Raw genomic sequence first — 26,366 nt, forward strand, 5'->3', positions numbered from 1 at the left:
CGAGGGACGCCGCGCATCCATGAATTCCGCAACCGTACGGAACCTTCTCGTGAGGGGCATGCTCGCCGGCCTGGCCGCCGGTGTGCTCGCCCTCGTCGTGGCCTACTTCCTCGGTGAGCCGAGCGTCGACCGCGCGATCGGCTTCGAGGAGGCCCACTCCCACGAGCACGAGATGGAAGTCGTCTCCCGCTCCCTGCAGTCCACCGCGGGTCTCGCCACCGGCGTCCTCGTCTACGGGGTCGCCTTCGGCGGTATCGCCGCGCTCGCCTTCTGCGTCGCGCTCGGCCGCGTCGGACGTATCGGTGCGCGCGCGACCGCGCTGCTGCTGTCCGCGGGCGCGTTCCTCGCCGTGTACGTCGTACCGTTCCTGAAGTACCCGGCCAACCCGCCGTCCGTCGGCGACCCCGGCACCATCGGCAAGCGGACCACGCTGTACTTCCTGATGATGCTCCTCGGCGTGCTGCTGGCCGTCGGCGCGGCCGTCCTGGGCAGGCGGCTCGCACCCCGGCTGGGCACCTGGTACGCCACCGTCGTGGCGGTGGCCGGGTTCGTCCTCGCGATCGGTCTGGCGTACGCGTTCCTGCCGGCCGTCGACGAGGTGCCCAGGGAGTTCCCCGCCACCCTGCTGTGGCGCTTCCGGCTGTCCGCGCTGGCCATCCAGGCCGTGCTGTGGGGCGGCTTCGGCCTGCTCTTCGGCGAACTGGCCGAACGGCAGCTGAACCCGCGGCCGAAGCCCGCGGCGAACACGGCCGGCGGAGCGGTCCCGGCCGCGCGCTGACACCGCCTCCGGCGGCAACGGCCGTACGCGAGAGGGCTCTTCGGACTCGTCCGGGGGCCCTCTCGCCGTCCACGGCGCCTCTGCTCCGAGGCTCGCTCTCACCGTCCCGGTCCGGTTCGCCGTCCGGGGACGGCCGGGCGTACGAATTCGCTGGCCACAGCCCTGCGCATATGGCAATGTCCGCGCCATGACAGGCACGGACCGCATCTTGATCACGTCGCTCGCCGACCGTCCCTCGCTGACCTCACGGCTCTACGAGATCACCGACACCTGGCCGGCTTTCGTCCCCCACGATCCCGTCGCGGACGCCCTGTTGAGCCGCGTGGCCGAGGACTTCCCGCACTACTGCGTGGTCGCGACGGACGGCGACCGGGTGGTGGCCCGCGGCCTCGGCGTCCCGTTCGACGCCGTGTCGGAGGGCCGTGCGGAGATGCCGGACCGGGGGTGGGACCAGGTGCTCGTGTGGGCCTTCCGCGACCGGCGGCACGGCCGGCGGCCCACCGCCGCGTCGGCACTGGAGATCACGGTCGACACCGGGTACCTCGGCCGCGGGCTCTCCCACCGGATGCTCGCCGCGCTGCGGGAGGCCGCCGGCGCCCAGGGGTACGACGGGCTGCTCGCCCCGGTCCGCCCCACCGGCAAGCACCTCCGGCCGCGCGAGGACATGGCCGAGTACGTCCGCGGGCGGCGCGAGGACGGCCTGCCCGCCGACCCCTGGCTGCGCGTGCACGTCAGGGCCGGCGGCACCGTCGAGAAGGTCGCGCCCGCGTCGATGACGGTCAGCGGCTCCCTCGCCCAGTGGCGGGAGTGGACCGGCCTGCCCTTCGACACCGACGGAGACGTCGACGTGCCGGGCGCCCTCGTCCCGGTGCGCTGCTCCACCGCCCACGACCACGCGGTCTACGTCGAACCCAACGTCTGGGTCCGCCACCGCTGACGGTTCACAGCGGCCGGCCGAGCCGCACGTTCCAGCGGGCGGCCCGGCCGCTCAGCTCGGTCGCGGTCAGCGGGGGCACGTCGAGACGCCAGAAGGCCGCGGCGGGCACGCCCAGCGCGTGCACGACCGCCGCCCGCACGATCTCCGGCTCTACCACGGCGAGCGTACGGCCGGACACCTCCGCGGCCGACTCCAGCCAGCCGCCGACGCGGGCGCACACGTCCTCCACCGACTCCCCGCCGTGCGGCGCGCAGGAGGGGTCCGCCAGCCAGCGGGCCACCGCCTCCGGCTCGGCCGCGCCGACCTCGTCGAGCGTACGGCCCCGCCAGCGGCCCACGTCCAGCGGCGCCAGCTCCGCCGCGTCCACCCCGCGCAGGCCGAGCCCGGCCGCCGTGCCCCGGCAGCGCGCGCTGGCGGAGGTGAGCGTACGTACGGCGCCGGGCAGCGACTCCGCGGCGGCGCGGGCCCGTTCGGCCCCCCGCTCGTCGACCGGCCCGTCGTCGCCGAACCTGGCCTCCCGCAGCGCGGGGCTCGTCGCGGGGGAGATGAGGACGACACGGGCGGTCACGGGAACGCCTCTCCTGAGCTTTCCGGGTACGACGGCATGCATTCCCCGCGAACCTAGCAGCAGGGGCGACAGCGGCCCTCGGGGCGGGCAACTGCACGCTGTGAAAAGCCGGTCCGGACCCGCGCCTCAACCGGGCCCGCGCCGGCCCCGTGCCTGGACCCGCGCACCGGCCGGACCCGGTCCGGACCCGCGCCCCGGCCGACGGCGAGCGGGGGCCGGGGCGGCCGAACCGGGCCACCCGTAGGCGCACTTCGTGTTCCGCGTCACTCCACGGACGGCCCCAGCTGGGACAGCGCGGCCGTCACCAGGGCGGCCGTTCCCGTTTCCAGGGTGAGCCGGACGCTGGGCAGATAGCGGGGGGAGTGGTTGCCGGGCAGCGCGCGGAACTTCCCGGCGGCGTCGGCCCCTTGGGCGGCCGCCCACTGGGCGGGGCCCACGGTGCCGAGCATCCAGTACGCGCCGCGGATCCCCGGGCGGCCGTGCAGCGCCGCGCCCGCGCCCGTCAGGAGCGGGAAGTCCTCGGTGGCCGTGGTGGCGGGCCAGCCGGTGACGCGGGCGGCGCCGAAGGCCGACCGGTGCGCGGCGCGGACCGCGGCGGTGACGTCCGGATGCGAGGCGGTCACCCCGGAGCGGGAGACCTCGGTGACACGGACACGCGGCGGCAGCGCGGCCGAGGCCGCCTCGGCCCGGGCCACCCGGGCGACCGCGGCGGCCGCGCGGTCGAGGGCCGCGTCGGAGAACGCCCGCACGGTGACGCTCAGACAGGCGCGCGCGGCGATCGCGTTGCCGGGGTGTCCGGCGTCCCCGGTGCGCAGCGAGGAGGCGGTGACGACCAGCCGTTCGGCGGGGTCGGTCTCGCGGGCCGTCACGGTGGGGAGCCGGACCACGGTGCCGGCCGCGGCGAGCAGCGGATCGGCGGTGAGGTGCGGGGTGGCCGCGTGGCCGCCGTCGCCCTCGAAGAGGACCTCCAGCGCGAGGCTCCCGGCCAGCACCGGCCCGTCGGCGTGCGCGACCATGCCCGCCGGGAACGGCGCGGTGTGCTGCGCGAGCACCACGTCCGGCGCGGTGATCCGGTCGTACAGGCCGTCCTCCAGCATGGCCCGCGCGCCGCTGAGGGTCTCCTCCGCCGGCTGGCCCACCACCACGAGCGTGCCCCGCCAGTCGCCGCGGCGGGCGGCCAGCCAGCGGGCGGCGGCCGCCGCGCAGGCCAGGTGGGCGTCATGGCCGCAGGCGTGCATCACCGGGACGGGCCGCCCGTCGGCGCCGGGGGCGGTGACCGTGCTCGCGTAGGGGGCGCCGGTGTCCTCGGCCACGGGGAGGGCGTCGAGTTCGGCCCGCAGCAGGACGGTGGGGCCGTCGCCGCTCCGGAGTTCCGCGGCGACGCCGTGACCGCCGACACCGCGCAGCACGCGGAAGCCGTCCGCCTCCAGCCAGTCGGCGAAGCGGGCCGCCGTACGGCTCTCGGCGCCGGAGAGCTCGGGGTGGCGGTGCAGGTCGAGATACAGCTCGGCGGCGGGCGCCAGCAGGGCGTCCAGGCCCGGCGGCGGGCCCTCGGGGCGCCTGGTGTCCCCGGTGGTGCCGGATCTGTCGCGGGGGCTGTTCACGGGCGTTGCTCCTGGAGGGTGTCGGGGACGCGGGGCGCCTTGAGGCGGGTGTCAGCGGAGTGACAGCGGACAGCAAGGGGGCTGACCGCGGCGGCGCGTAGAAAGGGAGGTGCCAAGTGGCCCCGGCCCGCGGCAGGTTCAGCGCACGACCCGACCGGGACCGTCCCGTCCGGCAGCAGGTCCCCTGACCCAGAAGGAGCCACCATGGCTGACAACACTCTCGCCTCCCTCGCCCAGGAGATCCTGGACCTCGAGTCGGAGACCTTCGAGATCACCGACTACTCGGACGCCAGCGAGGTCATGCTCGGTTCGTCGACGAGCTGCTCCTCCACCAGCACGTGCTCCAGCACCACCAGCACCACCTCCTGCACCGCCTGACGCGGTCGTCGGGTCCCGCGGTCCCCGGAGCGTTTCGGCGCTCCGGGGACCGTCCGCGTCCGGGGACGTTCCGTACGGGCCGTGTCGGGGGGCCGTGAGCGCGGCCCGGTGACGGCGTGCGCGTGCGGGCCGCTCGCGCGGCCCGCGGCCGGTCAGGGGAACGGGTGCGGCACGCGCCGCAGTTCCTCCTCCCGGAGCGGCGCCGGCACCAGTCCGGCCCGGTGCGGGGCCGTCCGCAGGCGCGGCATGTGCAGGGCCCGCTGCCGCGGCCAGCCGAAGTCGATCGGGAGCAGTCCGGGGGCGAGCGTGGCCACCGTCCGCAGCCCCATCCGCCGCTGTTCCGGGGTGGTCTGGTCGACGGCGATCACATCGCATCCCGCCGCGGCGATCAGGTCGCGCAGGAGCAGCAGATCGTCACGGAGGTCGCCGGTGCGCGGCCGCCGTTCCTCCCAGCCGGCGAACAGCTCGTCCAGGGAGGCGGTGCGCGGCGGCGCGAGATAGTTCCGGGCGTGCCGGCGCATGGCCGGGAGCCCGAACAGCGCGGCGTGGTCCGGAAGCCGCTGGACCAGGTCGAAGTCCTCCGCCATGGCGGCGAGTTCGTCAGGCCGCTCGGCGACCTGTCCGGGCAGGTGCGGGATGTAGGTGAGGATCTCGGAGACCGCGGACTCCACGGCCGTCTCCGGCACGAAGGACGCGCCGGCCGCGAAGGCCAGGGTGCCGGGTCCGTCGTCCCGGCGCACCGCGAGACCGGTGACGACGGGCACCGGCAGGTCCACGCGGTTGTCGAAGACATGGACGTCGTAGCCCTGGAGCGCGGCCCGCGCCACCATCGCGCGCACCTCGGGGCCGCCCACCGAGTCCAGGTCGATCTCCGGCAGCGGCAGGCCGCCGTACCAGCCGAGCAGGAACGCGTCCCGCTCGACCAGTTCGAGCAGCCCGAAGAAGACCGCCTCCTCCCAGTTCCCGCCGGTCGCACACCCGTTGGAGCACTCGAAGACGAAGTTGTCCTCGCGGGTGCCCGCGCTGTAGTAGGCGAGCCGGGCGGGCACCAGGACCGGGCGGTCGTCGCGCAGGGACCAGCCGCTCACCCAGGGCATCGGGCGTCCCGGGTCGAACGGCTGGACCATCGGGTCCTCGGCGTAGGTGCGCGGCCCGTAGAGCCCGCACGAGCGCGGGTCCAGGGCGCGGTCGCCCAGCTCGTCGAAGGACGCGGTGACGACCGGCGCGCGATGCCTGCGGTGCGTGCCCGCGTACCGCTCCAGCCCCTCCAGGAACGCCAGATCGCGGCTGCGCGCGAAGGAGTTGGCCTGGCCGCTCCACGTCACGTCGGTCAGCCCGGCGTACCCCCGCATGAACACACTGCCGGCCACCGGCGCGGTCGTGGGCGACGTGACGTCGATCCACGTACCGCCGCCCAGCACCCCGCACACCGGGTTGGCGAGCCCCTTCACGGGCAGCGGGTAGCCGGCGGGGGAGCGCAGCCGGTAGGCGTCCGGGCCCGGCCGGGGGCGGGAGACCGCGGGCCCCGGAGTGGCCTCCTCGGCGGCTCGCCGGGTGCTCTCCTCGTCGAACGGCCGGCAGTGCGGGCACATCGGTTCCGGCACCAGCGGGAAGGTGCGCACCCGCAGGGTCTCCAGGTCGAGTTCGGTGACCTGGGGCAGCACCGCGTCGGGCCCGTGTGCCGCGTGCCGGGCGGCGCCGGAGACGATGAGCCGGTGCAGGGACCACACGGCGTCCACCGTGTGGTCGGGCAGCGCGGGCCAGCGTCCGGCGGCGACGGTCCCGGTGCCGGTCTCCAGCGCGTCGCGTTCCGTACGGGTGCGCAGGCGCTGACGGCGCATGGCGAGGCAGACGCCGCAGGCCGCGGCGGTGTCCGGGGCGCCGCCCCACGGCCCGAGCAGCACGGCCTGGGCGGTGAGATGGACGGTCGCCGGGTTCGCGGGGAGCGACCGGCGGACGGTGTCGCCCAGGACGTTGGTGTCGCCGATGCGCGAGACGGCCGGCGCGGCCAGCCCCGCCCGCGCGGCGCGGGACGCGAGGCGGGCCTCCAGGTCCGCGCGGGCGGCCTCCAGCGGCCACGCGGCCCGCGCGGCGGCCGTGGACGGGGCGGAAGCGGCGGGGGCGCCTTCGGTGACTGTGGTCATGTCCGGTTGCTCCAACGGAAGATCCGGGTGGCGAGCAGCCCGAAGACCAGGGCGAACACGGCGAGCCCCGCGCAGTCCAGCGCGATGTCGCCGAGGTCCCCGCGACCGCCCATGGCGTCGGTGAGCCCGTCGTTCAGATAGTGCAGCGGCAGCACCTTGGCGGCCGTGCGCAGCCAGCCCGGCATCAGGTCGTCGGGGAAGAACGACCCCGACAGGAACGCCATCGGCACCATGACGAGGTTGGCGATGGCCGCGACCGCCTCCGGGGTGTCCGCGAGACTGCCGACGACCAGCCCCATGGCGAGGAACGCCGTGACGCCGAGAACCAGCAGCGGAAGAGCCGCCCACCAGGGGCCGTTCAGCTCCAGCCCGAAGAACGGCAGCAGCGCGACGGAGGTGAACAGCAGCGTCTGCGCGCCCGCCACGCCCAGCGCGATCGTCCAGCGCGAGGCGAGGAGCGTGCTCAGCGGGGTCGGGGTGCGCCAGATCAGGCGGAGCAGGTCGTCACGGCGCCACTGCATCAGGGCGAAACCCACCGAGAACACGGCCGCGTTGCCCACACCCCAGGACAGCACGCCCGGGGCGATGTAGTTGATGGACGCCAGCCCGCCGTCGACGTGCTGCCCCTGGAAGATGAGCCCGAACAGGACCAGGAAGGCCAGCGGGAAGGCGAAGGTGAAGAAGAGGGTCGTCTTGTCGCGCACGCTCGCGACATAGGTGGCCCTGGTCAGTGCGGCGTAGGCGCTCAACGGTCGTGCTCCGATCCGGTGCCGGTCAGCTTCAGGTAGGCGTCTTCGAGGGTGGGGGTGCGGACGGTGACCGTGTCGATGTCCACGAGGTCACCGAGGGCGGTGAGGACACGGTTGGGGACGGTCGTCTCGATGACGAGGTCGCCGCCCTCGACGGTCGCCCGGTCCACACCGTCCAGGGCGAGCGCCGTCCCGGGGGTGATCCGGTCCGCGGGGACGAGCAGCCGGGCCGGGGCGGCGAGCGAACGGATCAGGCTACGCGGCGAGTCGAGGGCCACGACCCGGCCGTCGGCGATGATCGCCACCCGGTCGCACAGCGCCTCCGCCTCGTCGAGATAGTGGGTGGTGCACACGATGGTGCGGCCCTCCGAACGCAACGAGCGCAGCAGGTCCCACAGTTCACGCCGGGCCTCCGGGTCGAGCGCCGCGGTCGGCTCGTCCAGGAAGATCAGCTCCGGCTCGTGCAGCAGCGCCGTGGCGACGGCGAGACGCTGGCGCTGGCCTCCCGAGAGGTGGTCGACGCGGGCGTTCTCCTTCTCGGTCAGTCCGACCCGCTCAAGGGCCGTGCGGGCCACCGACGGGTCCATGCCGTAGAGGGCGGCGACCGTGCGCAGGTGCTCACCGGCGGTCAGCCGCGCGAAGAACGCCGACGCCTGGGTCTGTACGCCGATGCGGGCCAGCAGCGCGGTGTCGCGCGGCCAGGGACTGCGGCCGAACACGCTGACCGTGCCGGAGTCGGCCTCCCGCATGCCCTCGACGATCTCCACCAGGGTGGTCTTCCCCGCGCCGTTGGGGCCGAGGATGCCGAAGAACTCGCCGTGCCGCACGTCGAGGGACACGCCGGCGAGGGCGGTCACGTCGCCGTACCGCTTGGTGACGCCGTCCAGGACGATGACGTGTGGCGCCGCGGTGTCGCCGGGCGCGGACTCGGTCTTGCTGTGGGGTGTGCTCATCTCGCCTTTCCTTGGGGGGTGCTGCGCGGCCGGGACAGCCGTGGACACGGCCTGCCCGGACGGGAGTTCGGGGGACGCGGCGGACCGCCGCGGGTGGGCGACGGCACCGGCCGCCACGGGCGCGCCGCCCACCGGCGCGAGCGACGGTGCGCCGTCCGCCGTGGCGCGGGGCGATGGCGCGTCGTCCGTCGTGGCGCGGGGCGACGGTGCGCCGTTCGTCGCAGCCGGGAGCGGCGGTGCGCCGCCCGCCGGGGTCGCTCCCGCGCCGGCTGTTGCCGCTCCCGTGCGGGCTGCGGCCGCTCCGGTCTCGGACGGCGGTACGGCCGGTCCGGCGCGGCGGTCGCGCAGGGTGCGTCCGAGCCGGCCCAGGGCCCACAGCAGCAGCGCGGCGGCGAGCAGCGCGGGGGGCAGCGACCACGCGAGGACCGCCCGGCCGTCCGGCAGCACCGTGCGCAGCGCGGCCCCGCACAGCGCGAGGAGCGCGGCGCTCTGCACCGCCGTGAGCAGGGCGAAGCCGCCGTAGAGCAGCCGCAGCCGCGCCGAGTACGCGCCGATGCCAGGACCGCGCCGGAACACCGCCCGCACCGCGAGCGCGGTGAAGGTGCGGCTCCCCTCGGAGAGCTGGGCGACGCCGAGGGCATGGGCGAGGGCCTTGTACCCGTCCAGGGGCGGCAGCGGCAGCAGGTTGGCCAGCGCGCAGACGGTGCCGAGCAGCAGCAGCGCGCCGAGCGCGGGCCGGGCCTGTGCGCCGGACGGGAGCAGCGCCCACACCGGGTAGAACGGCACGAGGAAGAGCAGGTTGGCGAACGCCCCGGCGCACGCGGTCGCGACCTTGCGCGCGCGGCCGCCCAGGAACTGGACGTCCTCCACCTCGCAGTAGAGGTAGGTGGCGCCGAGCATCCAGCGCAGCCCGATCTCGTCGACCCGGCCGCCCCAGGCGCGCGCGAACAGCCCGTGGGCCAGCTCGTGCAGCGCGAGGCTGCACCACAGCACGCACCCGATGGCGAACAGCAGCACCGGCTGCCCGGCGGTCTCCTGGGTCTGTCGCCACAGCGTGCCCGCCTGGACGGCGACGGCCACGAGCACCGCCGTGGCCAGGCCGGTCAGCACGGTGAGGACGGCGGGCCGCCGTGCGGGGGCGGTCGCCCGGTGCAGCCGGTCCATGAGGGCGGGCGCGTCCGCGACCATCCGGGTCCGTCCGGCGAGGATCCCGTTGGGCGGCCGCTCGGGCCGCGCGGGCCGCGTCGCGGCCGGCACCGGGGCACCCTCCAGGAGACCCCGGGTCCCCAGCAACCGCAGCAGCTGCCCCCACTGGGCCTCGCCCAGCCGGACCCCGAACTCGCCCGCGTAGTCCCGGCCGATCTCGGCGAGGCTGCGGGTGCCGTCCAGGCGGGTGATGAGGAAGTGCTCCTTGGGACCGACCTCCAGACGCCGCCCCGAGCGCGGGTCCTTCAGCAGATGGATGCGGGCCGGGCCGCGCACCAGACTCGGTCCCGCGACGAGATCGGCGCGGATACGGGGTCTGGCCTCCAGGAAGGTGCCGGCGGTCACCGCGCGCCCTCCGGTCCGCCGCCGTCCGCCGCAGCCTCTCCGGCCGCGTCCCCGCCACGGAGGGCGCGCGCGAGGACGTACGAGAGGAACGCCTCGTCGCGGACGGTCATGCTCAGCCGGTTGTTGGTCATGTGCATGTACGGCGAGAGGAGCATGGGCAGCGCCTGCGCGGGGTCGGTGGGGCTGATGTCGCGCGAGCCGTCCCAGGAGCGGAAGACCAGCCGGCCGTCGCGCGCCGACCCGGCCGCACGGTCGCGGAGTTCGGCGCAGTGGTCGGCCCAGCCGCGCAGGAACGCCGGGAGCCGGCCGGAGTCGCCGTCGGCCACCGCGTCCCGGATCTGCCGGAACCGCTCGGGAAGGCTCGCGCCCATGGCCCGGTAGGCGCGGTCGTAGCCGTCGTCGGCGGTGTAGTTGGTCGTGCTGAACGCCCTGTTCCAGAAGGTGTGGTAGCGGTCCAGGAAGGTCAGCAGCGGCTCGTCGTCGGCGAGGAAGGTCCCCGACATCACCATCATCAGCTGCGCGGACAGCCCGAGCAGCACCGTGCGCAGATGCAGGTTCATGCTGCGCGCGGCCTCGATGACCAGGTCGCTGGAGTGCTGGAAGTGCCACTCGGCGAGCTCGATCCCGGCGGGGCCGCCGTACTTGCCGTACTCCGGCTCGTAAGGGCGGTCCTCGAACGTGTTGTTGGGCCGCAGCAGCATCCGCCCGTCGGGCCCGAGGAACTCGGAGCGCTCCTGGTCCCCGAACTCCAGGGTGAACAGGGTCTCGTAGAGATCGGCGAAGAAGCCGTCCTTGACCTCGTACAGCGCCGGGCGCTCCCGCAGGAACGCGGCGAGAGCGGCGTGCGTCCGCTCCCGTACGGCGGGGGCGTCGGCGGCCCGGGCGGGCTTGAGGCGCAGCCGAAGATGCGGCCCCTCCAGCCAGTAGTTGATGAAGAAGTACCCGGCGAGCAGGCCCTCCCGGGTCAGCTCGTCGACGAGCGGCCTGACGCACTTCAGCAGCAGCGGGCGGGTGCTGGCCGCGTAGAAGACGTGCACGGCCAGCCACTCGCCGGGCGCGTCACCCGCGGGCAGACCGTCCGCGGCGGAGGGAACGGGACCCGCCGAGGGCTTCGCGGGCGTGGAGGGCAGGGAAGGTGCGGTCACTGGGGGGATCCGTCCTCTTCGGGTCGGCCGGCCGGGCCGGGCAGCAGTTCGACGGCGAGTTCGGCGACGTGCCGGCCGCGCGGGGAGGTGACGTGCAGCTCCTGCTCGCCGGGGAGCATCTCCTCGAAGACGGTGCGGGCGCGCCGGCCGGCCAGGAGCCCTTCGAGAGCGGTCAGCGACAGCGGACTGTCGAAGTCGACGTACTGCGGCTTCGAGGCGCCGAACCAGGCGCCCGCCGCGCCGCCCCCGGTCTCCTCGTGCACGGTGGCGAACACCCGGGCGGGCAGCCCGTGCCGGACCCGCCAGCGGTGCCAGGCGAGGTACCAGTCGCCGTCCCCCGTGCCGGGAGCGCGCAACGGGAGGCTGCCGTCGGCCGCCGTCCAGGAACGCCGCTGCAGGACGAGGGAGTGGTGCCGGACCCGGGGGCGCCGGGTGACGCCCCCGTCCGCGGGACCGGCGGGCACCCCGCGCCACACGTCCAGCACCGAGCGGGCGGTGGGGGAGAACAGCAGCAGCGTACGGGGGATCTCCGGCAGCACCATGGGAACCAGGTAGCCGAGGTACAGCGGGACGACCTCGCGGTCCAGGCGGCGGGAGCGCAGGAGCAGCCGGTCGGTGCCGGCGTCGTGCACGGCGTAGAGGTCGTCCAGGTGGATGCGCGCCTCCTCGGGCGCGGTGCTGCTCTCACCCGGGCAGACGATCTCGTGGTCGGTCAGCCGGCCGTGCAGGTTGAGGTTGGTCGTGGCGGCACCCGCCGTCACCTCGGCGAGGACCGCGCCGGGCGGCAGCACCCGGCGCAGCTCCTCGCGCAGGGCGCGGGTCAGCCCCGTCGCGTCGCTTTCGCCGACCGCCCCGTCCTCGCCGGCCGCCCGTCCGCCCCCGCCGTTCTCCGGCTGGTCGAAGCAGTGGGTGAAGCGGGTGAACGGGAAACAGAGGCCGCCGTAGGAGTTGTTGAGCACGGCCAGCGGGTCGCCGTCACGGCGGGCCAGCTGGAGGAAGTGGCTCTGCGGCTGGAAGGCGGGTGCGGCGCCCGCGAGTTCGGCGGCCATCTCGTCCACCACCGTGTCGTCGAGCATGAACTCCTCGGCGCCGTCCGGGAGTCCGTCCCAGGCGGCGCGCATCCGCTCGGTGAGCCGCGCGCGGGTCCGGTCGACGGCCGTGATCTCGGCCATGCCCAGCCAGTTCTCCTCCGGGGCGTGGCTGCCGTCGGGCAGGAAGCCGTCGCGCGCGGCGGTGAACTGCAGGTACTGGCGGAAGATGTCCTCGTGGAAGTCGTGGACCAGCTTCAGCAGGTCCTCGCAGCGCCCGCCGCGCCCGAAACGGGCCAGGAAGAAGCCCTTGAGGGTGAGCCGCTGGGGCAGCGCCACGTCGAAGGCCGGCAGCACCCGCCCGACCGAACGCAGCGGACCGGCCGCCAGCGCCACCCACTCGCCCCGGTCGGCCGCGGTGGTCCCGGCGGACACGTCCTCGTACAGCAACGTCTGCGGCAGCACCGGCCGTTCGGCTCCGAGATCCGCCTGCAGCGAGAGCAGGCCGGCGCGCAGCGAGCCGAGCAGGGCACGCCGTGCGGGCACGTCCGCCGCCGGATACCGGGCCAGGGCGTCGGCGGCCTCGTCCAGCCGCGCGGCGATGCCGTCCGCCCAGGGGCGGTCCAGCAGGCGCAGCGACCGCTGGAAGGCGCCCAGCGGGTCGCCGCCGTGCACGCTCGTGGCGAGACCGGTCAGCTGGAGGATCCCGAGGTCGCGCAGGGCGGTGAGGTAGTGCCCGGCCTCCTCGTGCCCGGCGCCGGTCGACTCGGCCAGCCACCGCGCCAGTTCGCCGTGGCGCAAGGTCCCCTCGTGGTCCCGCAGCAGGGCGAGCATCCCGTCGAGCGCTCCCTGGCGGCGCAGGAAGAACAGCCGGTCCTGGGCGGCGTCGAAGCTGACCGGGGCGCTGTCGTCGCCGGCGGTCACGGCCCGCTGGACGTACCGGACCCGGTCCTCGTCGAGCTTCCAGCCGGACGCGAGCGCCACCGGGAGGTCGGCGCGGCGCACCGGATCGGCCGCGATGAGCTCCGCGAGACGGGTGAGGGCGACGACGTTGAGCCGGACATGCCCCCTCCAGTCGTCGCCGACCGCGGTGGGCACCGGACCGCCGTCCTGACCGACCTGGCCTTCCCGCCCGGGACGGCCGTCCTGGCCGGCCGTCTCGAAGCCGCCGAGGGCGACACCGGTGAGTGTGCTGAACGGGCTCGTCTTGCAGGCGGTGCGGTACAGGTAGGACAGCAGTGAGCGTTCCATCTTGCGGGCCCGCTTGCCGGGTACCGGCGCCGGGTCGTCGGCGAACGCGTCGAGCCGCTCCTCCAGCGTCGGCGAGGCGAGCAGCAGGCCCCGGCGCAGGCGGTCGTCGCGGGCGAGCCCGCGCAGCGCGCCACGGGTGCGGGCGAGGGAGCCGCGGAGCACCTCCTCGCCCTCGGCGTGCAGCTCCGCCCAGCGGACCCGGGCGTCCAGCCACGCGTCGAGGTCGGCGCCGGTGGTGCCGCCGAGCGCGGCCGCGAGGTCGCGGACCGCGCCGAGGTCGCCGGGCAGCCGGTTGTTGAACACCTGCCGGCGCAGGGCGAGCAGACGGCGGCGCAGCCCGGCGTCCTCCGTGGCGCCGACCGCGTCGGCGAGCGGATCGCTCAGCCGCGCGCCGAGCGCGAGCAGCCGCTCCTCCTCGGCGGCCGTACGGGCGGCCCAGCCGGCGGCCTCGGGAGCGCGCAGCGCCTCCACGGTCTCGACCGGGAGACCCGCCACGCGCAGCATGAAACGGTGATGCAGGGTCATCGGCGCCCCGGCGGTGCCGGTCCCGCCGTCGGCGCGGGCCGCGCTCTTCGCGGCGGTCGTGCCCGAAGCGCCGGTGGCACCGGGCACACCGGTGCTGTCGGGGGTGTCGGCCGTGTCGGGGGTGTCCTGTGCGGTGCCGGCGGTCGGACTCATGCCGTGCCCCTTTCCTGTGAGATGTGCCGCGGGCCGGGGAGGCCGCGCCCGGCTCCCCGGCGCGCCGGGGCGGGGTGAGGACGGCGGGTCATGGGGCGACGATGTCGAAGCGGTAGTCGGCGGGGCGGGGCCGCTCGTCGCCGATCATCATGATCAGCAGCGGGATCCCGCCCTCGTCGGCCACCCCGAGCTCCTCGGCGTACGAGACGCAGTCGAAGCCGAGCGCGACCCCGCACGCCGTCCCGGCCGCCGACGCCGCCGTGTACACGGCCTGGGCGGTGGCCCCCACGACGGCGTTGACCAGCCGGTACCCGCGGTCGCCGACCGCGTCCAGCACGGCGTGCGTCCGGGCCACCGGGACCAGGACCGCGGCCGCCTGTTCGAGGTTGTAGTTGGACAGGAAGTAGTTCTCCTGGAGGAAGAGACCGAAGTCGCCGGGCTTCACCCGCACCAGCTCGTTCGTGTCCCGGTCGTACGCGTAGAGCCCGGCGGGCACTCCGGCCACGTGGTTCACGAAGACGAACAGCCGGGTGAGCGGTGCTCCGCCGGGTGTCTCGGTGTCGCTGTCGAGCGTCCCGGCGGCGACGGCCGCGGCGAGCGCGGCGGACAGCCGGGCCGCGTCGAGGGGCGACCCGGCGGCGAACCGGCCGAAGCTGCTGCGCCGTTCCCGCAGAGCCCGCCGCACCGGCAGGTCCAGCGCGGCCGGCGCGGGCAGCGGCACGCGTTCACCCGCGCCCTCCGGCGCCGCGAGCGCGGGGTCGAGGGCGCCGGGGGCGGGGCGGTCGGCGGCGCCCTCCACGGTGGCCTCGTGGATGCGGCGGATGGTCGGGAAGGTCATGACCCGGCGCGACTTCTCCGCGGGCGACCGGCGCACCCGCGCACCCGCGGCCGGGGCGGAATCCACCGGTGCCGGTGTCTGCTCCCGCGCAGGTGACCCGGGTGCGGCCGTCGCGCCGGGAGCGCCGGCCCAGCGCAGCGGTACGACGGCGAACACCCCGTCCTCCTCCGGGTCCAGCCCGAGCAGCCGTCCCAGCCTGGGCTCGTCGAACCACAGGGCGCTGCCCAGATGGACACCGTGCGCGCGGGCCCACATCCGCCAGGTCTGCAGCAGGGCGCCGATGTCCATCGTGACGGCGTGGTAGCCGAAGCTGTTGTACTTGAAGCAGTTCTGCCAGAACGTCACCCCCAGCACCAGGAACTGGTCGGTGTCCGCCGCCTCCGCCAAGTCGCCCAGGCAGGAACGCACTTCGTCCGTGACGTCACCCGACAGCAGCCGGGTGAGCCGGTGCCGGGGCGTGTCGTAGTAGTAGACGCCCGGGGCGAGGGGGCCGTTCGCGCCGCTGATCCAGTGGATGCCGATCGGGTACAGACCGCCGCCGGACGCGGTGCCGCGCGACCAGTTGGCCTGCGTGAAGAACGGCAGTGCGCCGAGGTCGGTGTTGGCCTGCACGGCGAGCCGACGTCCGGTGAGGCCGTAGGAGTCGCGGAGCATCGCGCCGAGCACGGGCAGGGTGAACGCCCCGGTGCCGCGCTCGCCGAACAGGCCGCGGCCGAGGGTGGCGTCGTCCGCGCAGCCGCCGTCGGGCAGCGGGAAGGACGGGGCGCCGGGGAAGAACTTCCCCTTGCGGGGCCGGTCGGCCCAGTCGGGGACGAAATCGGCCGGCTCCATGGGGGTCCTGCCCCGCCGCATCACTGCGGTCGCGTACTCATGGGCGTATCCCATGGTCACTCCCTCTTCTGCTCGTCTGTGGGGGACGCCGGCCGTTCGGTGCCGGCGCCGGTGGTGGCTGGTGCGGATGCTCACCGGACGGATCCGGCGACGGAGGTCGGGCTCGGTCAGGGGAACGGATGCGGGGCCGGGTTGAGGTCCGCCGGGGACAGGTCCCGGTCACGGAGCCCCGCTTCCCGCAGCGCGGTGCGCACGCGCGGCATCAGCGGGCCGCGCTGGCGGCTCCACCCGAAGTCGATCGGGATCAGACCGGGCACCAGCACCTTCACCGTGCGGAAGCCGAGGTCGTGCTGCTCGGCGGCGGTCTGGTCGACCACCACCACGTCGAAGCCCCGCTCGGTGACCGCGGCGACACACGCCTCCACACCGTCGCGCAGGTCGGGGGAGGGGGCGAGCGCCCCGGGTCCGGAGGCGAGCGAGGCCAGCGGCACCCGGTCCGCCTCGTCCCGGCCGCGCAGCAGGAAGTCGGTGTACCGGCCCATCTCGGGGAGGCCGTACAGCAGCGGATGGTCGTGCAGCACCCGCACCTCCTCGAAGTCGGCCGCCATGCGCCGCAGCCGGCGTTCCTCGCGGGCCGTGCGGCGGCGCAGGTTGACGGAGTCGGTGGCGATCTCGCACAGACCGCCCGCGAGCGCCGCCTCCGGGTCCGGCGAGGCGCCCGCGCCGAAGCACAGCAATCCCGGCCCCCCGTCGACCCGTTCGGCGACGGCGGTCACCACCGGCACCGGGAAGGTGATCCGCGTGTCGAAGAACCGGGCCCGGTAGCCGTACATCGCCAGCCGGTCGACCATCGCCCGTGTCGCGGGCCGGGTGCTGCTCGCCGGGTCGATCTCGGGCAGCCGGGCGCGCCCGAACCAGGCCAGCAGGAACGCGTCCCGCTCGATGGTCTCCATCAGCCCGTGGTGCACGGCCTCGACCAGACTCCCGCCGGAGGCACAGCCGTTGGAGCTCTCCTGCACGAACCGCCGCCGGATGCCGCCCGGGGCGTGGTAGTACGCGACGATCTCCGGCACCAGGACCGGCCGGGAGTCGCGCAGCGACCAGCCCCACACCCAGTCGACCGGACGGTCCGGGTCGAAGCGCGGCGCCTCGGTCCCGGCCGCGTGGAAGGCGTCGGAGTACAGGCCGGTGACCCGTGGATCGACCGCCGTGTCGCCCAGTTCCGTGAGGGCGGCCGTGACCACGGTCCGCTTCGTCCGCGCCCGCATCCCGGCGTACCGCTCCAGCCCTTCCAGCAGGCCGACGCGCACGCTCGTGCCGTAGGCGCCGGTGTGCCCGCCCCAGTAGCACTCCCGCAGGTAGGCGCCGGAGCGGGTGGTGAACGCGCCCACCACCGAGGAGGTCGAGGCGGACGCCAGGTCGGGGGCGACCGACGGCCCGAGCATCCCGGTGACGGGGTTGGCGAACGCCTCCAGCGGCAGGTCGTACGCCTCCAGCGGGCGCAACCGGTAACTGCCCGGGGCGTGTTCGGGCGTCGGATCGAGGACGATCCGGGCCGCGTCCGCGCTGTCGTCGGCGCGCACCGCGCAGGACGGGCACTCGCCGTCGGGCACCAGCGGGAACCGGGCCACGTGCAGGGTCTCCAGGTCCAGCAGCCAGACCCACGGGTGCGGGCCCGCGGCGCGCGGCCGCCGGTCCGCCTCGGCGACCAGCGCGGCCAGGGCGTCCACCGCGAAGTCCGCCCGCCACGGCGGCGTCCCGGCGGCGCGGGTCTCCCCGCCCTGCTCCAGGGCGTCGCGCAGGAACCCGGCACGCACCGCCTGCCAGCGCCGGGCCAGGCACCGCGGGCAGCCGCGCGCCCCCGCCGGGGTGAGCGGACCCACCACCGCGTGATGGCCGTAGAGTCCGACCGGCACCACGCCGGCCGCGAACTCCACGGACTCCGCGGTCAGTTCGTCCCGCACGCCGAGCGGGAACACCTCGGCGGACGGGCCGCCCGGAGCGCGCCGCGCGAGGGCCGCATTCAGCCCGGCGGTGAGTCCGGCGCACACCTCGTCCCACGGGGCGGGTGCGGGGGCGGCGGCGCCGGGACGCGGCGCCGCGACGGTCTCAGTGGCCACGACACTCCCCGCCGGTCAGCAGCACCCGCACCGCGTGGACCTCGCCGGCGGCGAGGTCGGGCGCGGCCACCGGCACCGCGAACACGTCCCGGCCCGCCGCCGCGAGACCGTCCAGCACCGCGTCCCACCCCGTCCGGGTCTCCGGCAGCGGTACGACGCCGGAGGCGACCAGCGTCGCGGCCTCCAGGTCGGCCCACACGGGGTCACCGGTGTCGGGTTCCGCACCGGCCCGCCGCAGCTGCTCGGCTCCGAGAAGATCGCGCAGCGCCTCCAGGACGGCGTCGCGCGGGCGCGTTCCGGCGCCCGTGGCCCAGCGCACCGCGCCGGTCTCCGCGTCGGTCAGCCGGGCCAGGGCGACGGGCAGGACGCCGCCCCCCGCCGCCGTGAGATCGAGGACCTCCGCCGTGGCACCCAGGTTCTCCGCCGAGCGGAGCAGGAAGAGCAGTTCGGGGTCGTCGCCGAGGGAGGCCGGATCGATCGCGGTCACCGGGGCGGTACGGCGTACCGCCCCGCGCAGCGCGTCGAGGGCCAGCGCGGTCCGCAGGGCGCGGGCGAGCGCGGCGCGCGGGCTGCCGGCCGCGCCGGTACCGGCCGAGGTGCGCTCGAACAGGCCTCGGTCGTTCCAGCCGCCGAGGGTGCGCACGGCGCCGGCGGGCACCAGCACCGTCTGCCCGTCCAGCAGCGACGTGGCCTCGCTCCAGTGCGCGATCCGGTCTGCCGCCACGTCGAGGCCGCTGGACACGGCGAGTTCCGCCGGAGCGACCCGCCGCCACTTGCCGGCGGCCGCCTCCAGGGCGCCGGCGTCCAGCACCCGCGGCGGTACGACATGCTCGGTGTACACCTCGGCGGCACGGAAGAGCGCCGTCAGCCGGGCACCGGCCACATGGTGCACGTCGGCGGCGGACACCTCGCGCACCCGGCCCGGCTCGATGCCGAGGCGGAGGGTGCTGACCTTCAGCGGGGTCTGCTCCCAGTCGTCGTCGGCGTACGCGGTGAACACCCCGGCCCTCGCGTGCACGAGCACGTCACGCCGCTCCAGCGCGGCGAGGGCGGCCTTCGCGGCGTCCTCGTCGGCGGCGCCGTCGGCGGGGAGTGCGGGTGCCTCGCCGTCGGCGGGGAGTGCCGCGGTCCCGTTCCCGGCGCGTGTCCCGCGCAGCAGGTCGCCGGTCGGCGCGGCGCCGTCGGCCGTTTCGCCCGGGGCGCCATGGGCGCAGAACGGGCAGCGCGGATGCGGCAGCAGCGGCTCGGTGAGGACGTCGAGGGAGTCGAGGTCCTGGACGACGACCTGGTTGCGGGTCTCGGCCGGCAGGGCCTCGGTGACGAGGCGGAACACCTCGAACGCCAGGAGGTTGCCGAGCATGCCGGCGAGCGGACCCGCGAGGGAGGGCGCGGGCGCGCCGAGCGGCGCGGCGGGCCCCGTGGAGGCCCACAGGCCGGCGCTGTCGGCGGCGTCCGACGCGGCGCCGAGCCGCAGCGCCGCACAGCACCAGCAGCCCGGTGTGCCGGCGGTCATCACCGGGCCGACGACCGCGCGGTCGCCGAACCGCCACGCGCCGAGCAGCCGTCGTCCGGCGGGCACGCCCTCGCCGAGCAGCCGGAGCAGCTGACGGGGCCCGTCCGCGCCGGTGACCACCACGGTGTCCCAGCCTTCGAGGTCGGCCCAGCCGTACGTCCCGTCCACCGTGCGCGGCAGCCGGGCCAGCCGCGGAGGGCAGCCCGCCTCGGAGAGCTCCGCGGCCTCCATGTCCAGTGCGGCGGTGCCGTCCACGCCGTGCAGTTCTCGGCTGAGCACCCCCTGCGAGGGGTCCTGTTCGGTCACGGCCACGGCGGCGCAGCCGTTGCGGAGCAGCCCGAGCGCGGCCCAGCGGGCCAGGGCGTCGCCGCCGAGCACGGCGACCGGGGTGGAACGGAAGCGCAGGAACCGGCCCGGCGCGTCGTCGGCGTAGTGGTCGAGATAGTCGAGCTGGTGCGCGAAACGGGCGCTGACCTGCGGGTCCAGCGTCTCGGCCGGAGGGCCGGATCCGGCATCCCGGGCGAAACCACGCGCGTAGAGTGCGCGCACGAGTTGGACCACCATGCCGCGCTGGAGATCCCCCAGTCCGGCGCACAGCTCCTCGACCCGCCGCTCGCCGTCGAGGTGGGGCACGATCAGCGTGGCGAACCGGTAGGCGGACTTGGTGACGACGTTGAATCCGCCGTGGGCGTTGTGGAACAGCACGCCGTTCGGGGTCTGGGTGAAGAGAACGTCCCTGCGGATGCGGGGCCGGGACTGTGCGATCTCCTCGTAGGACGCGGGAGCTTGTGCCATGGCGTGCGAAACCTCCGGGGGCAGGGACGGTCAGCCGGCGGCCGACGGGGGAACGTCCGTCGGGTCGTGCGGAGCGGGAGCGGCGGCGGTGGTGGCGGTGGCGGTGGCGGTGGCGGGGAGGCTGGTGCCGGCCGCCTGGACGAAGAGCCGGAGCAGGTCGTGGACCCGGTAGCGGCCGGAGGGGTCCTCCTCCAGCAGTCCGGCGTCGACCAGGGCGCGCAGGACGAGTGCGCCCGGAGCGGGCGGAGAGGCCCTGCCGAGGCCGGGGGCCGCGTGCGCCGGTGGCGGTGGTACGCCTCCCGGCGGCAGCACGGGCTGCTCGCCCGGCGGTTCGCCGCGCAGGACGGCCAGTTGCAGACCGCGCAGCACCGGGCCGGGCTCCAGGCCCAGTTCGGCGGTGAGATGGCTCTGGATCCTGCGGTACTCCGCGAGTGCCTCGGCCCGGCGCCCGGAGCGGTACAGGGCCTCGATCAGCAGGGCGGAGAGCCCCTCGTGCCCGGGGTCGGAGTGGACCGCCTCGCGGGCCTCGGCGATCATCTCCCGGTGCCGTCCCAGCCGGATCTCGCCGTCGAAGACCCGCTCCACGGCGAAGAGACGTTCCTCCGCCAGGCGCGGGACGTGGTCGCGGTGCAGTTCGTCGGAGTGGACGTTGCCGAGCAGCGGCCCCTTCCACAGTCCGAGCGCGCTGCGGGCGAGACCCAGCGCGGTCTCCGGGTCGTCACTGGCGGACGCCCGGGCCAGCAGGCCGCGGAACTGGAGCAGGTCCAGCGTGTCGGCGTCGGCCTCCAGCCGGTAGCCGCCGGGCACCGCCTCTATGGCGCGGTCGGCGATGCCGTACTTCGCGAAGAGCCGGCGCAGCCGCAGTACGCAGGTGTGCAGAGCCGACCGGCCGCCGGCCGGCGGCCGGTTGCCCCAGACCACCCGCTGGAGCAGCCCGGCGGAGACGACCGTACCGGGGTGCAGCAGCAGGGCGGCGAGGAGCGACGTCGGCTTGGACGGCTGGAGCACGACGGTCTCGTTGCCGTCGGTGATGGCCAGGAGGCCGAGCACCAGGAACCGGGGGCGGCCCGGTAACACGGCGGTGGACAACGTCTCGGGGAGGGCGCCGTCGGGCGCGGGAACACCTGTCTTCACCACAGCCTCTCGCATCGCAGGGGTGAGTGATGCAACAACGGCCTTGCACGGACAGGTTGTTGTCCAGTCCCCTGATAAGGGTCATGAACAAGTCATCTGCTGAGACGGGAACTTAGATTCGATCAGGCCGCGTCGTCCAGTGGTTGGCGGGAAACAACAATTTACGGGCGAGCTACAACAACCCTTTCCCAACGTGGTGTTGGCGGGTGCGGCCACCGGCGCATACGCTCCCGCATGGGTGCTTCGGCATCTCACGGAACACTGCATTCAGGGAAGAGGATCCATGGCCTGGTGGGCGCTGGTCCCCGTCGTATCGATGATCACCGGGCCCGTCGCCCTGTACGTCCTCAGCCGGCGCAAGCGCCGGACGGACGAGGCCGAGGAGCGGTACGAGGAGCTCGCGCACCGGTACGACGAGCTGCTGGAGAAGTCCACGCCGGCCGACCCGCCCCACGGCACCGGCACCGGGTCGCAGCGCCCCGAGAGCTCCTGAACCCGACCGACCGGGAGCCCTGGGATCCGACCGGGAGCTCGGGAACCCGACCGACCGGGAGCTCTGGAACCTGACCGACGGGGAGCTCGGAACCCGAACGACCGGGTGCGGCCGGTGGCCGCGCTCCGTCGCCATGGTGTTCGCGAGCGCACAGACCGCCGTGAGCCGGCTCGGTCACGGCGGTCTGCGGTCAGGGGCCTGCGGTCCGTGGCCTGCGCGCTACGGTCAGTCGTTCTGCTGTTCGAGAATCTTCCAGGGGGTCCTGCTCGCGTACCAGCCGTCGACACGCGGCCCGAACAGGTCGGACGGCCAGCCCGCGGTCTGCACGGCCGTGTCGTAGACGGCGTCACCGAACTTCACGATCGCCTGGTGCGGGTCCGGCAGCCGCCTGAGGTTCTCCCACGGCAGCAGGGCCAGGCCGGCCTCGGGATACCAGGCCGCGCCCTCGACCCCCCAGGACCGGCCCTCCAGCCCGTCCGGCTCGGGCCAGATGTAGGCGTACATCCCGATCTCCGGGGCGTCCGCGTCGTTGAAACGGGTGTTGTCGAAGGAGAACCCCACCGACACGTAGGCGTTGAGCTGGGCGTTCTGCATGAACGGCGGCCCCTGCGGCGGGGGCGCGGTGTGCTGCGCCCGGAACCGGGTGGCGGACAGGTCGAACCCGCCCCACATCACCCCGACGCGCGGCCGGTGCCCCAGGAAGGGAGCCTGCCACGCCTCCAGCCCTGCGGCCGCGAGGTTCATCACCCGCCAGATCTGCCGCGCCGCGTCCGGATCCCAGGTGCGCGTCGCGGTGTCCGCCTCGAAGGTCGGCGGCGCGTCCGGGATCTCACAGATCAGCGAACTGCGCGGCCTGCTGATCCCGAGCTCGGCCGCGGTCTCGCAGAACGTGTCGTAGAACGCGGCGACCGACTCCGCGTCCAGCGGCAGGGTCCGTGATCCCTTGTCGGTCTCGATCAGCACATCGCCGTCCAGCAGGCGGTAGTGCACGGAGAAGGTCACGTCGGGGTGCCGGAACGCCGGTGTCCTGAGTCCCCGGGGGGTGATCTCCAGGACGATGTTCCCCCAGCCGACCTCGAAGGGTTCGTCCAGGGTGTACTTGCCGGCGACCTGCGCCACGCGGTTCACATAGTCGACCGTGGGCGACAGGTCCTTGTGGACCAGCACCGGCCACGGCTCGGGACGTTCGCTCACGGAAAGCCTCCCAGGGTACGGAGGGGATCTCGGCCGTGGGTGCCACCGGTCCGAGCCCGCTCCGCGGCGGGGCGACGGCTCGCCCTGGGACACCGAAACGCGACGGCTTCCATTCTGGCACGCGGCTTCGGCGCGTGCCCGGCGCGGCTTGGGCACGTGGCCGGCGTGGCTTCGGCACGTGCCGGCGTGGCTTCGGAACCGGCTCGGGGCTTCAGGATTCGCCTGTGCGGCTTCGGGACCGGCTCGGGGCTTCAGGATTCGCCCGTGCGGCTTCGGAACCGGCTCGGGGCTTCAGGACTCGCCCGTGCGGCTTCGGAACCGGCTCGGTGCGGCGAAACCGTTGCCCGCACGGCGTCCCACGGCCTGCCTGCACGGCACCCCACGGTCTGCCCGCACGGCGCCCCGAGGCCTGCCCGAACGGGCACACTCGCTCCGGATCACGGGAAAGCGGAGGATCTGCCGGATCCGCGGCCGCGTGGAACGATGGACGAACGGCGCCCTCGGGGTGCCGGGACCTGTTGAGGCCACGACAGGAACGGCGAGACGCGGGCCGCGCGACCGCCTCGGGCGGGAGCCGGCGGATTCCCCCAGCCGGCGAGTCGAGGAGGAATGCGACATGGCCTCGTCCGAGACGCCCCCCGCGGAGTGGTCCACGGCTCCGCCCGATCCGACGGGCATGCAGTTCGGCATCTTCACCGTCGGGGACATCACCACGGATCCCACCACCGGGCGCACGCCCAGCGAGGCGGAGCGCATCCGCGACACCGTCACCATCGCACGCAAGGTGGAGGAAGCCGGACTGGACGTCTTCGCCACCGGCGAGCACCACAACCCGCCCTTCGTCCCGTCCTCGCCGACGACCCTGCTCGCCTACATCGCCGCGCAGACCGAGCGGATCATCCTGTCCACCTCGACCACGCTGATCACGACCAACGACCCGGTGAAGATCGCCGAGGACTTCAGCGTGCTCCAGCACCTGTCCGGCGGCCGTACGGACGTCATGCTCGGACGCGGCAACACCGGCCCCGTGTATCCCTGGTTCGGCCAGGACATCCGCGAGGCCATCCCGCTCACCGTCGAGCACTACGGTCTGCTGCGACGGCTGTGGCGGGAGGAAGTGGTCGACTGGGAGGGCGAGTTCCGCAGCGCGCTCCAGGGGTTCACCCTGGCACCGCGCCCCCTGGACGACGTGCCGCCGTTCGTCTGGCACGCCTCCATCCGCACGCCCGAAGTGGCCGAACTCGCCGCCTACTTCGGTGACGGCTTCTTCGCCAACCACATCTTCTGGCCCGCGTCCCACACCAAGTCCCTGGTGAGCCTGTACCGGCGGAGGTTCGCCCATTACGGCCACGGCTCCCCGGAACAGGCGGTGGTCGGTCTCGGCGGACAGGTCTTCGTCCGGCCCAACAGCCAGGACGCGATCGAGGAGTTCCGCCCCTACTTCGACAACGCGCCGGTCTACGGACACGGCCCGTCCTTGGAGGAGTTCACGGAACTGACGCCGCTCGCGGTCGGCTCACCCGCTCAGATCATCGACAAGACACTGAGCTTCCGCGGCTACGTCGGCGACTACCAGCGCCAGCTGTTCCTCGTCGACCACGCGGGGCTGCCCCTGAAGACCGTGCTGGAGCAGCTCGATCTCCTGGGTGAGGACGTGGTGCCGGTGCTCCGCAAGGAGTTCGCCGCCGGCCGCCCGGCCGACGTCCCCCCGGCACCGACCCACCGGACACTCCTGCGTGCCCGACGCGAGCGCGAGGAGGAGACGGCACGACCGGCCGGCGCCGGCACCGGCGACAGCGACAGCGACAGCGAAGAGAATCCGGGACCACGATGAAGATCACCATCATCACGGGCGGCCTCCGCGAACCGTCCTCGACGCGCCTTCTCGCGGACCGGCTGGCGGCGGCCGTCGCCAAGGACGTCGAGGCCGCCGGTGAACCCGTCGAGCTGACGTTCGTGGAACTGCGCCCGCTGGCCCATCCCATCATGGACGCCATGCTGACGGGGTTCTCCGGAGAGGCGCTGGAGGCGGCCTTCGAGCAGGTGGCGGGCGCCGACGGCGTCATCGCCGTCACCCCCGCCTTCAACGCCTCCTTCAGCGGGCTGTTCAAGTCGTTCTTCGACGTCCTGCCCGAGCAGACCCTCGCCGACATGCCGGTCCTCATCGCCGCCAGCGGTGGCACCGAACGGCACTCCCTCGTCCTCGAACACGCCCTGCGCCCGATGTTCTCCTACCTGCACGCCATCGTCTCGCCGCGCCCCGTCTACGCCGCCACCAGCGATTTCGGCGCCGGTACGGACTCGGCCCTGGGCAGCCGTATCACCGAAGCGGCGTCCGACTTCAGCCGCCTCCTGCGCGCCTGCGGCCCCCGCGCCCGCCACGAACCGGCCGACGACGACCTCGCCTCCATGCGACGCCTGTTGAGCGAGACCTAGGGGGCGTCTCTTCGATCGTCGCGGACCCACGAAGATCGGGGAGACGCCCCCTAGGACTTGTCCGGGCGATCATGTGCGGAGCCGGACGGTGAGGGCTGCCGCGGTGGCCGTGCCGAGGTGAACTCCGATCGCCCACCTCCGCCTTGCAGTTGCACGCACCAGACCCCGCTCGGGGCTGCCATGAGGCGCTGCGGGTCAGGGCCGGCCTGATCCGGAAGACAGGCCCTGGTCCTGCGGAGACGGTATCGGGGCGTGCAGCTCACCGCGTGTCACCTCCAGGACCGCTTTTCCGGAGATCTGACGCCCGCGAAGCGCCTCGGCTGCCTCAGCGAAGCGGTCCCAGGATCCTTGCCAGCCGATCTCGACGGTGACGGCTCCCTCGGCGGCCAGCTCAGTGAGAACGGCCAGGTCCGCGCCGGTGTCGCCCTCGATGACGAAAGAGGTCAGCGATTTGGCCGGGCCGACGGTCGCGTACGGCGGAAAGACCGCCGGCTCCCCGGACGTCCAGCCGACGCTCTGCACGCTCCCTCCGGGAGCGAGCAGGTTCCACGCCGCCACCAGCTGGGAGCCGCCGACGCTGTCGATGACCACGTCGACCGGTCGCCCGAGTCCCTCCAGTCCGATCAGCACCTCGTCGGCACCGGCCTCGGCCAGCCCCTCCCTGCGGGCGGCCGAGCCCACGGACGCGATCACGTGCGCACCGGCCCGCGCCGCCAACTGAACGGCGAACCTGCCGACTCCGCCGGAGGCGCCGGTGACCAGCACTCTCCTGCCCGGTCCGAGCCCGGCGGCCCGCAGCGAGCGCAGTGCGGCCACTCCGGCAACCGGCAGGGCAACAGCCTGCGCCCGTTCCAGGTTTTTCGGTATCTCGGCAAGCGCACCCACATCGATCGCGACGCGCTCGGCGAACGCTCCCGAGGTCAGGGCCACCACCTGGGTCCCCACCGCCGGGCCGGTTCCGTCGGCTGCGACCTGAACCACCGCTCCGGCAGCGTCCGAACCAAGCACCGACCCCACAGGGACGCGACCGGAGCGGGCGTCGTTGAGGTCGCCGTAGTTCAACGAGGCGTGAGAGACATCCACCAGGACCTGGCCCGGCCCGGGCACGGGATCGGGAACCTCGGCGAGGCGGACAGCGGCGGGAGCGGACGGATCGACGATGAGAGCACGCACGGACATGCCTTCTTCCTTCGGTTCACGACGTGTTACAGCAGCCATCGTCGGTAACCTTGCTCGCCGGCGGAAGGA

Annotated in this window: 19 protein-coding genes; 6 read left to right on the forward strand and 13 right to left on the reverse strand. The window is 74.4% G+C overall.

Annotated elements, in window-relative coordinates:
- The first annotated feature begins 19 nt into the window (after positions 1-19).
- Together ACIPRD_RS09630 and ACIPRD_RS09635 are read left to right on the forward strand one after the other, a co-directional pair.
- Complete coding sequence (locus ACIPRD_RS09630) at positions 20-778, forward strand: CbtA family protein (protein ID WP_401561611.1); 759 nt, start codon at positions 20-22, stop codon at positions 776-778.
- 187 nt (positions 779-965) lie between these two features.
- The gene (locus tag ACIPRD_RS09635) at positions 966-1,715 is read left to right on the forward strand and encodes an N-acetyltransferase (protein WP_401561614.1); all 750 of its coding nucleotides are present in this window, start codon (positions 966-968) and stop codon (positions 1,713-1,715) included.
- Between the two features lie 4 nt (positions 1,716-1,719).
- On the opposite strand, the gene ACIPRD_RS09640 is transcribed toward ACIPRD_RS09635, so the two are convergent.
- The gene (locus ACIPRD_RS09640; protein WP_401561617.1) at positions 1,720-2,283 is read right to left on the reverse strand and encodes a histidine phosphatase family protein; all 564 of its coding nucleotides are present in this window, start codon (positions 2,281-2,283) and stop codon (positions 1,720-1,722) included.
- Between the two features lie 263 nt (positions 2,284-2,546).
- Positions 2,547-3,887: an amidohydrolase gene (locus ACIPRD_RS09645; RefSeq protein WP_401561620.1), complete on the reverse strand. Its 1,341-nt coding sequence runs from the start codon at positions 3,885-3,887 to the stop codon at positions 2,547-2,549.
- A 204-nt stretch (positions 3,888-4,091) separates the two neighbouring features.
- On the opposite strand from ACIPRD_RS09645, the gene ACIPRD_RS09650 reads away from it, so the two are divergent.
- Positions 4,092-4,265, forward strand: coding sequence for a thiazolylpeptide-type bacteriocin (locus ACIPRD_RS09650; RefSeq protein ID WP_031179489.1), 174 nt, complete (start codon positions 4,092-4,094; stop codon positions 4,263-4,265).
- Positions 4,266-4,417: 152 nt separating this feature from the next.
- Here ACIPRD_RS09650 and ACIPRD_RS09655 read toward each other — a convergent pair whose 3' ends face one another.
- The 9 genes from ACIPRD_RS09655 to ACIPRD_RS09695 form a co-directional block, all read right to left on the reverse strand.
- Positions 4,418-6,409, reverse strand: coding sequence for a TOMM precursor leader peptide-binding protein (locus ACIPRD_RS09655; protein ID WP_401561622.1), 1,992 nt, complete (start codon positions 6,407-6,409; stop codon positions 4,418-4,420).
- Entirely contained in the window at positions 6,406-7,158 is a 753-nt protein-coding gene (locus ACIPRD_RS09660) for an ABC transporter permease (RefSeq protein WP_356405243.1), read from the reverse strand. The genes ACIPRD_RS09655 and ACIPRD_RS09660 overlap by 4 nt, the downstream gene beginning before the upstream one ends.
- A complete protein-coding gene (locus tag ACIPRD_RS09665; protein ID WP_401561919.1) occupies positions 7,155-8,111 on the reverse strand; it encodes an ATP-binding cassette domain-containing protein in 957 nt (318 codons plus the stop codon). Before ACIPRD_RS09665 ends, ACIPRD_RS09660 begins: the two co-directional genes overlap by 4 nt.
- Positions 8,112-9,658: 1,547 nt before the next feature.
- Positions 9,659-10,735, reverse strand: coding sequence for a lantibiotic dehydratase C-terminal domain-containing protein (locus tag ACIPRD_RS09670; RefSeq protein WP_401561922.1), 1,077 nt, complete (start codon positions 10,733-10,735; stop codon positions 9,659-9,661).
- A 68-nt stretch (positions 10,736-10,803) separates the two neighbouring features.
- A complete protein-coding gene (locus ACIPRD_RS09675) occupies positions 10,804-13,764 on the reverse strand; it encodes a lantibiotic dehydratase (protein WP_401561626.1) in 2,961 nt (986 codons plus the stop codon).
- An 88-nt stretch (positions 13,765-13,852) separates the two neighbouring features.
- Positions 13,853-15,487, reverse strand: coding sequence for a SagB family peptide dehydrogenase (locus ACIPRD_RS09680; protein WP_401561629.1), 1,635 nt, complete (start codon positions 15,485-15,487; stop codon positions 13,853-13,855).
- A gap of 113 nt (positions 15,488-15,600) precedes the next feature.
- Positions 15,601-17,553, reverse strand: a complete 1,953-nt coding sequence (locus ACIPRD_RS09685; RefSeq protein WP_401561632.1) for a TOMM precursor leader peptide-binding protein — start codon at positions 17,551-17,553, stop codon at positions 15,601-15,603.
- The gene (locus ACIPRD_RS09690; protein ID WP_401561635.1) at positions 17,543-19,861 is read right to left on the reverse strand and encodes a TOMM precursor leader peptide-binding protein; all 2,319 of its coding nucleotides are present in this window, start codon (positions 19,859-19,861) and stop codon (positions 17,543-17,545) included. The genes ACIPRD_RS09685 and ACIPRD_RS09690 overlap by 11 nt, the downstream gene beginning before the upstream one ends.
- 30 nt (positions 19,862-19,891) lie before the next feature.
- Entirely contained in the window at positions 19,892-20,995 is a 1,104-nt protein-coding gene (locus ACIPRD_RS09695; protein WP_401561638.1) for a BTAD domain-containing putative transcriptional regulator, read from the reverse strand.
- A gap of 283 nt (positions 20,996-21,278) precedes the next feature.
- Between ACIPRD_RS09695 and ACIPRD_RS09700 the strand changes: the two genes are divergently transcribed.
- Positions 21,279-21,488: a hypothetical protein gene (locus ACIPRD_RS09700; protein WP_356405256.1), complete on the forward strand. Its 210-nt coding sequence runs from the start codon at positions 21,279-21,281 to the stop codon at positions 21,486-21,488.
- Positions 21,489-21,713: 225 nt separating this feature from the next.
- Here ACIPRD_RS09700 and ACIPRD_RS09705 read toward each other — a convergent pair whose 3' ends face one another.
- Positions 21,714-22,682, reverse strand: a complete 969-nt coding sequence (locus ACIPRD_RS09705) for a DUF5996 family protein (protein ID WP_401561641.1) — start codon at positions 22,680-22,682, stop codon at positions 21,714-21,716.
- A 676-nt stretch (positions 22,683-23,358) separates the two neighbouring features.
- Here ACIPRD_RS09705 and ACIPRD_RS09710 point away from each other — a divergent pair.
- Entirely contained in the window at positions 23,359-24,516 is a 1,158-nt protein-coding gene (locus tag ACIPRD_RS09710; protein ID WP_401561925.1) for a CE1758 family FMN-dependent luciferase-like monooxygenase, read from the forward strand.
- Positions 24,513-25,118 (forward strand): CE1759 family FMN reductase, encoded by a 606-nt coding sequence (locus tag ACIPRD_RS09715; RefSeq protein ID WP_401561644.1) that lies wholly within the window; start codon positions 24,513-24,515, stop codon positions 25,116-25,118. Before ACIPRD_RS09710 ends, ACIPRD_RS09715 begins: the two co-directional genes overlap by 4 nt.
- 195 nt (positions 25,119-25,313) lie before the next feature.
- Here the strand turns inward: ACIPRD_RS09715 and ACIPRD_RS09720 are convergent, their stop codons facing one another.
- On the reverse strand, positions 25,314-26,336 hold the full coding sequence (locus ACIPRD_RS09720; RefSeq protein WP_401561647.1) for a zinc-binding dehydrogenase: 1,023 nt from the start codon (positions 26,334-26,336) through the stop codon (positions 25,314-25,316).
- Positions 26,337-26,366 lie beyond the last annotated feature (30 nt).

Source organism: Streptomyces sp. NPDC090108 (assembly GCF_044747185.1).
Taxonomy (GTDB): Bacteria; Actinomycetota; Actinomycetes; order Streptomycetales; family Streptomycetaceae; genus Streptomyces.

What these genes read in the sequence shown, in the direction of transcription:
- ACIPRD_RS09630 (WP_401561611.1), top strand. Translation starts at nt 20, where the DNA reads ATGAATTCCGCAACCGTACGGAACCTTCTCGTGAGGGGCATGCTCGCC.
- ACIPRD_RS09635 (WP_401561614.1), top strand. Translation starts at nt 966, where the DNA reads ATGACAGGCACGGACCGCATCTTGATCACGTCGCTCGCCGACCGTCCC.
- ACIPRD_RS09650 (WP_031179489.1), top strand. Translation starts at nt 4,092, where the DNA reads ATGGCTGACAACACTCTCGCCTCCCTCGCCCAGGAGATCCTGGACCTC.
- ACIPRD_RS09655 (WP_401561622.1), bottom strand. Translation starts at nt 6,409, where the DNA reads ATGACCACAGTCACCGAAGGCGCCCCCGCCGCTTCCGCCCCGTCCACG.
- ACIPRD_RS09665 (WP_401561919.1), bottom strand. Translation starts at nt 8,111, where the DNA reads ATGAGCACACCCCACAGCAAGACCGAGTCCGCGCCCGGCGACACCGCG.
- ACIPRD_RS09675 (WP_401561626.1), bottom strand. Translation starts at nt 13,764, where the DNA reads ATGAGTCCGACCGCCGGCACCGCACAGGACACCCCCGACACGGCCGAC.
- ACIPRD_RS09680 (WP_401561629.1), bottom strand. Translation starts at nt 15,487, where the DNA reads ATGGGATACGCCCATGAGTACGCGACCGCAGTGATGCGGCGGGGCAGG.
- ACIPRD_RS09690 (WP_401561635.1), bottom strand. Translation starts at nt 19,861, where the DNA reads ATGGCACAAGCTCCCGCGTCCTACGAGGAGATCGCACAGTCCCGGCCC.
- ACIPRD_RS09700 (WP_356405256.1), top strand. Translation starts at nt 21,279, where the DNA reads ATGGCCTGGTGGGCGCTGGTCCCCGTCGTATCGATGATCACCGGGCCC.
- ACIPRD_RS09710 (WP_401561925.1), top strand. Translation starts at nt 23,359, where the DNA reads ATGCAGTTCGGCATCTTCACCGTCGGGGACATCACCACGGATCCCACC.
- ACIPRD_RS09715 (WP_401561644.1), top strand. Translation starts at nt 24,513, where the DNA reads ATGAAGATCACCATCATCACGGGCGGCCTCCGCGAACCGTCCTCGACG.
- ACIPRD_RS09720 (WP_401561647.1), bottom strand. Translation starts at nt 26,336, where the DNA reads ATGGCTGCTGTAACACGTCGTGAACCGAAGGAAGAAGGCATGTCCGTG.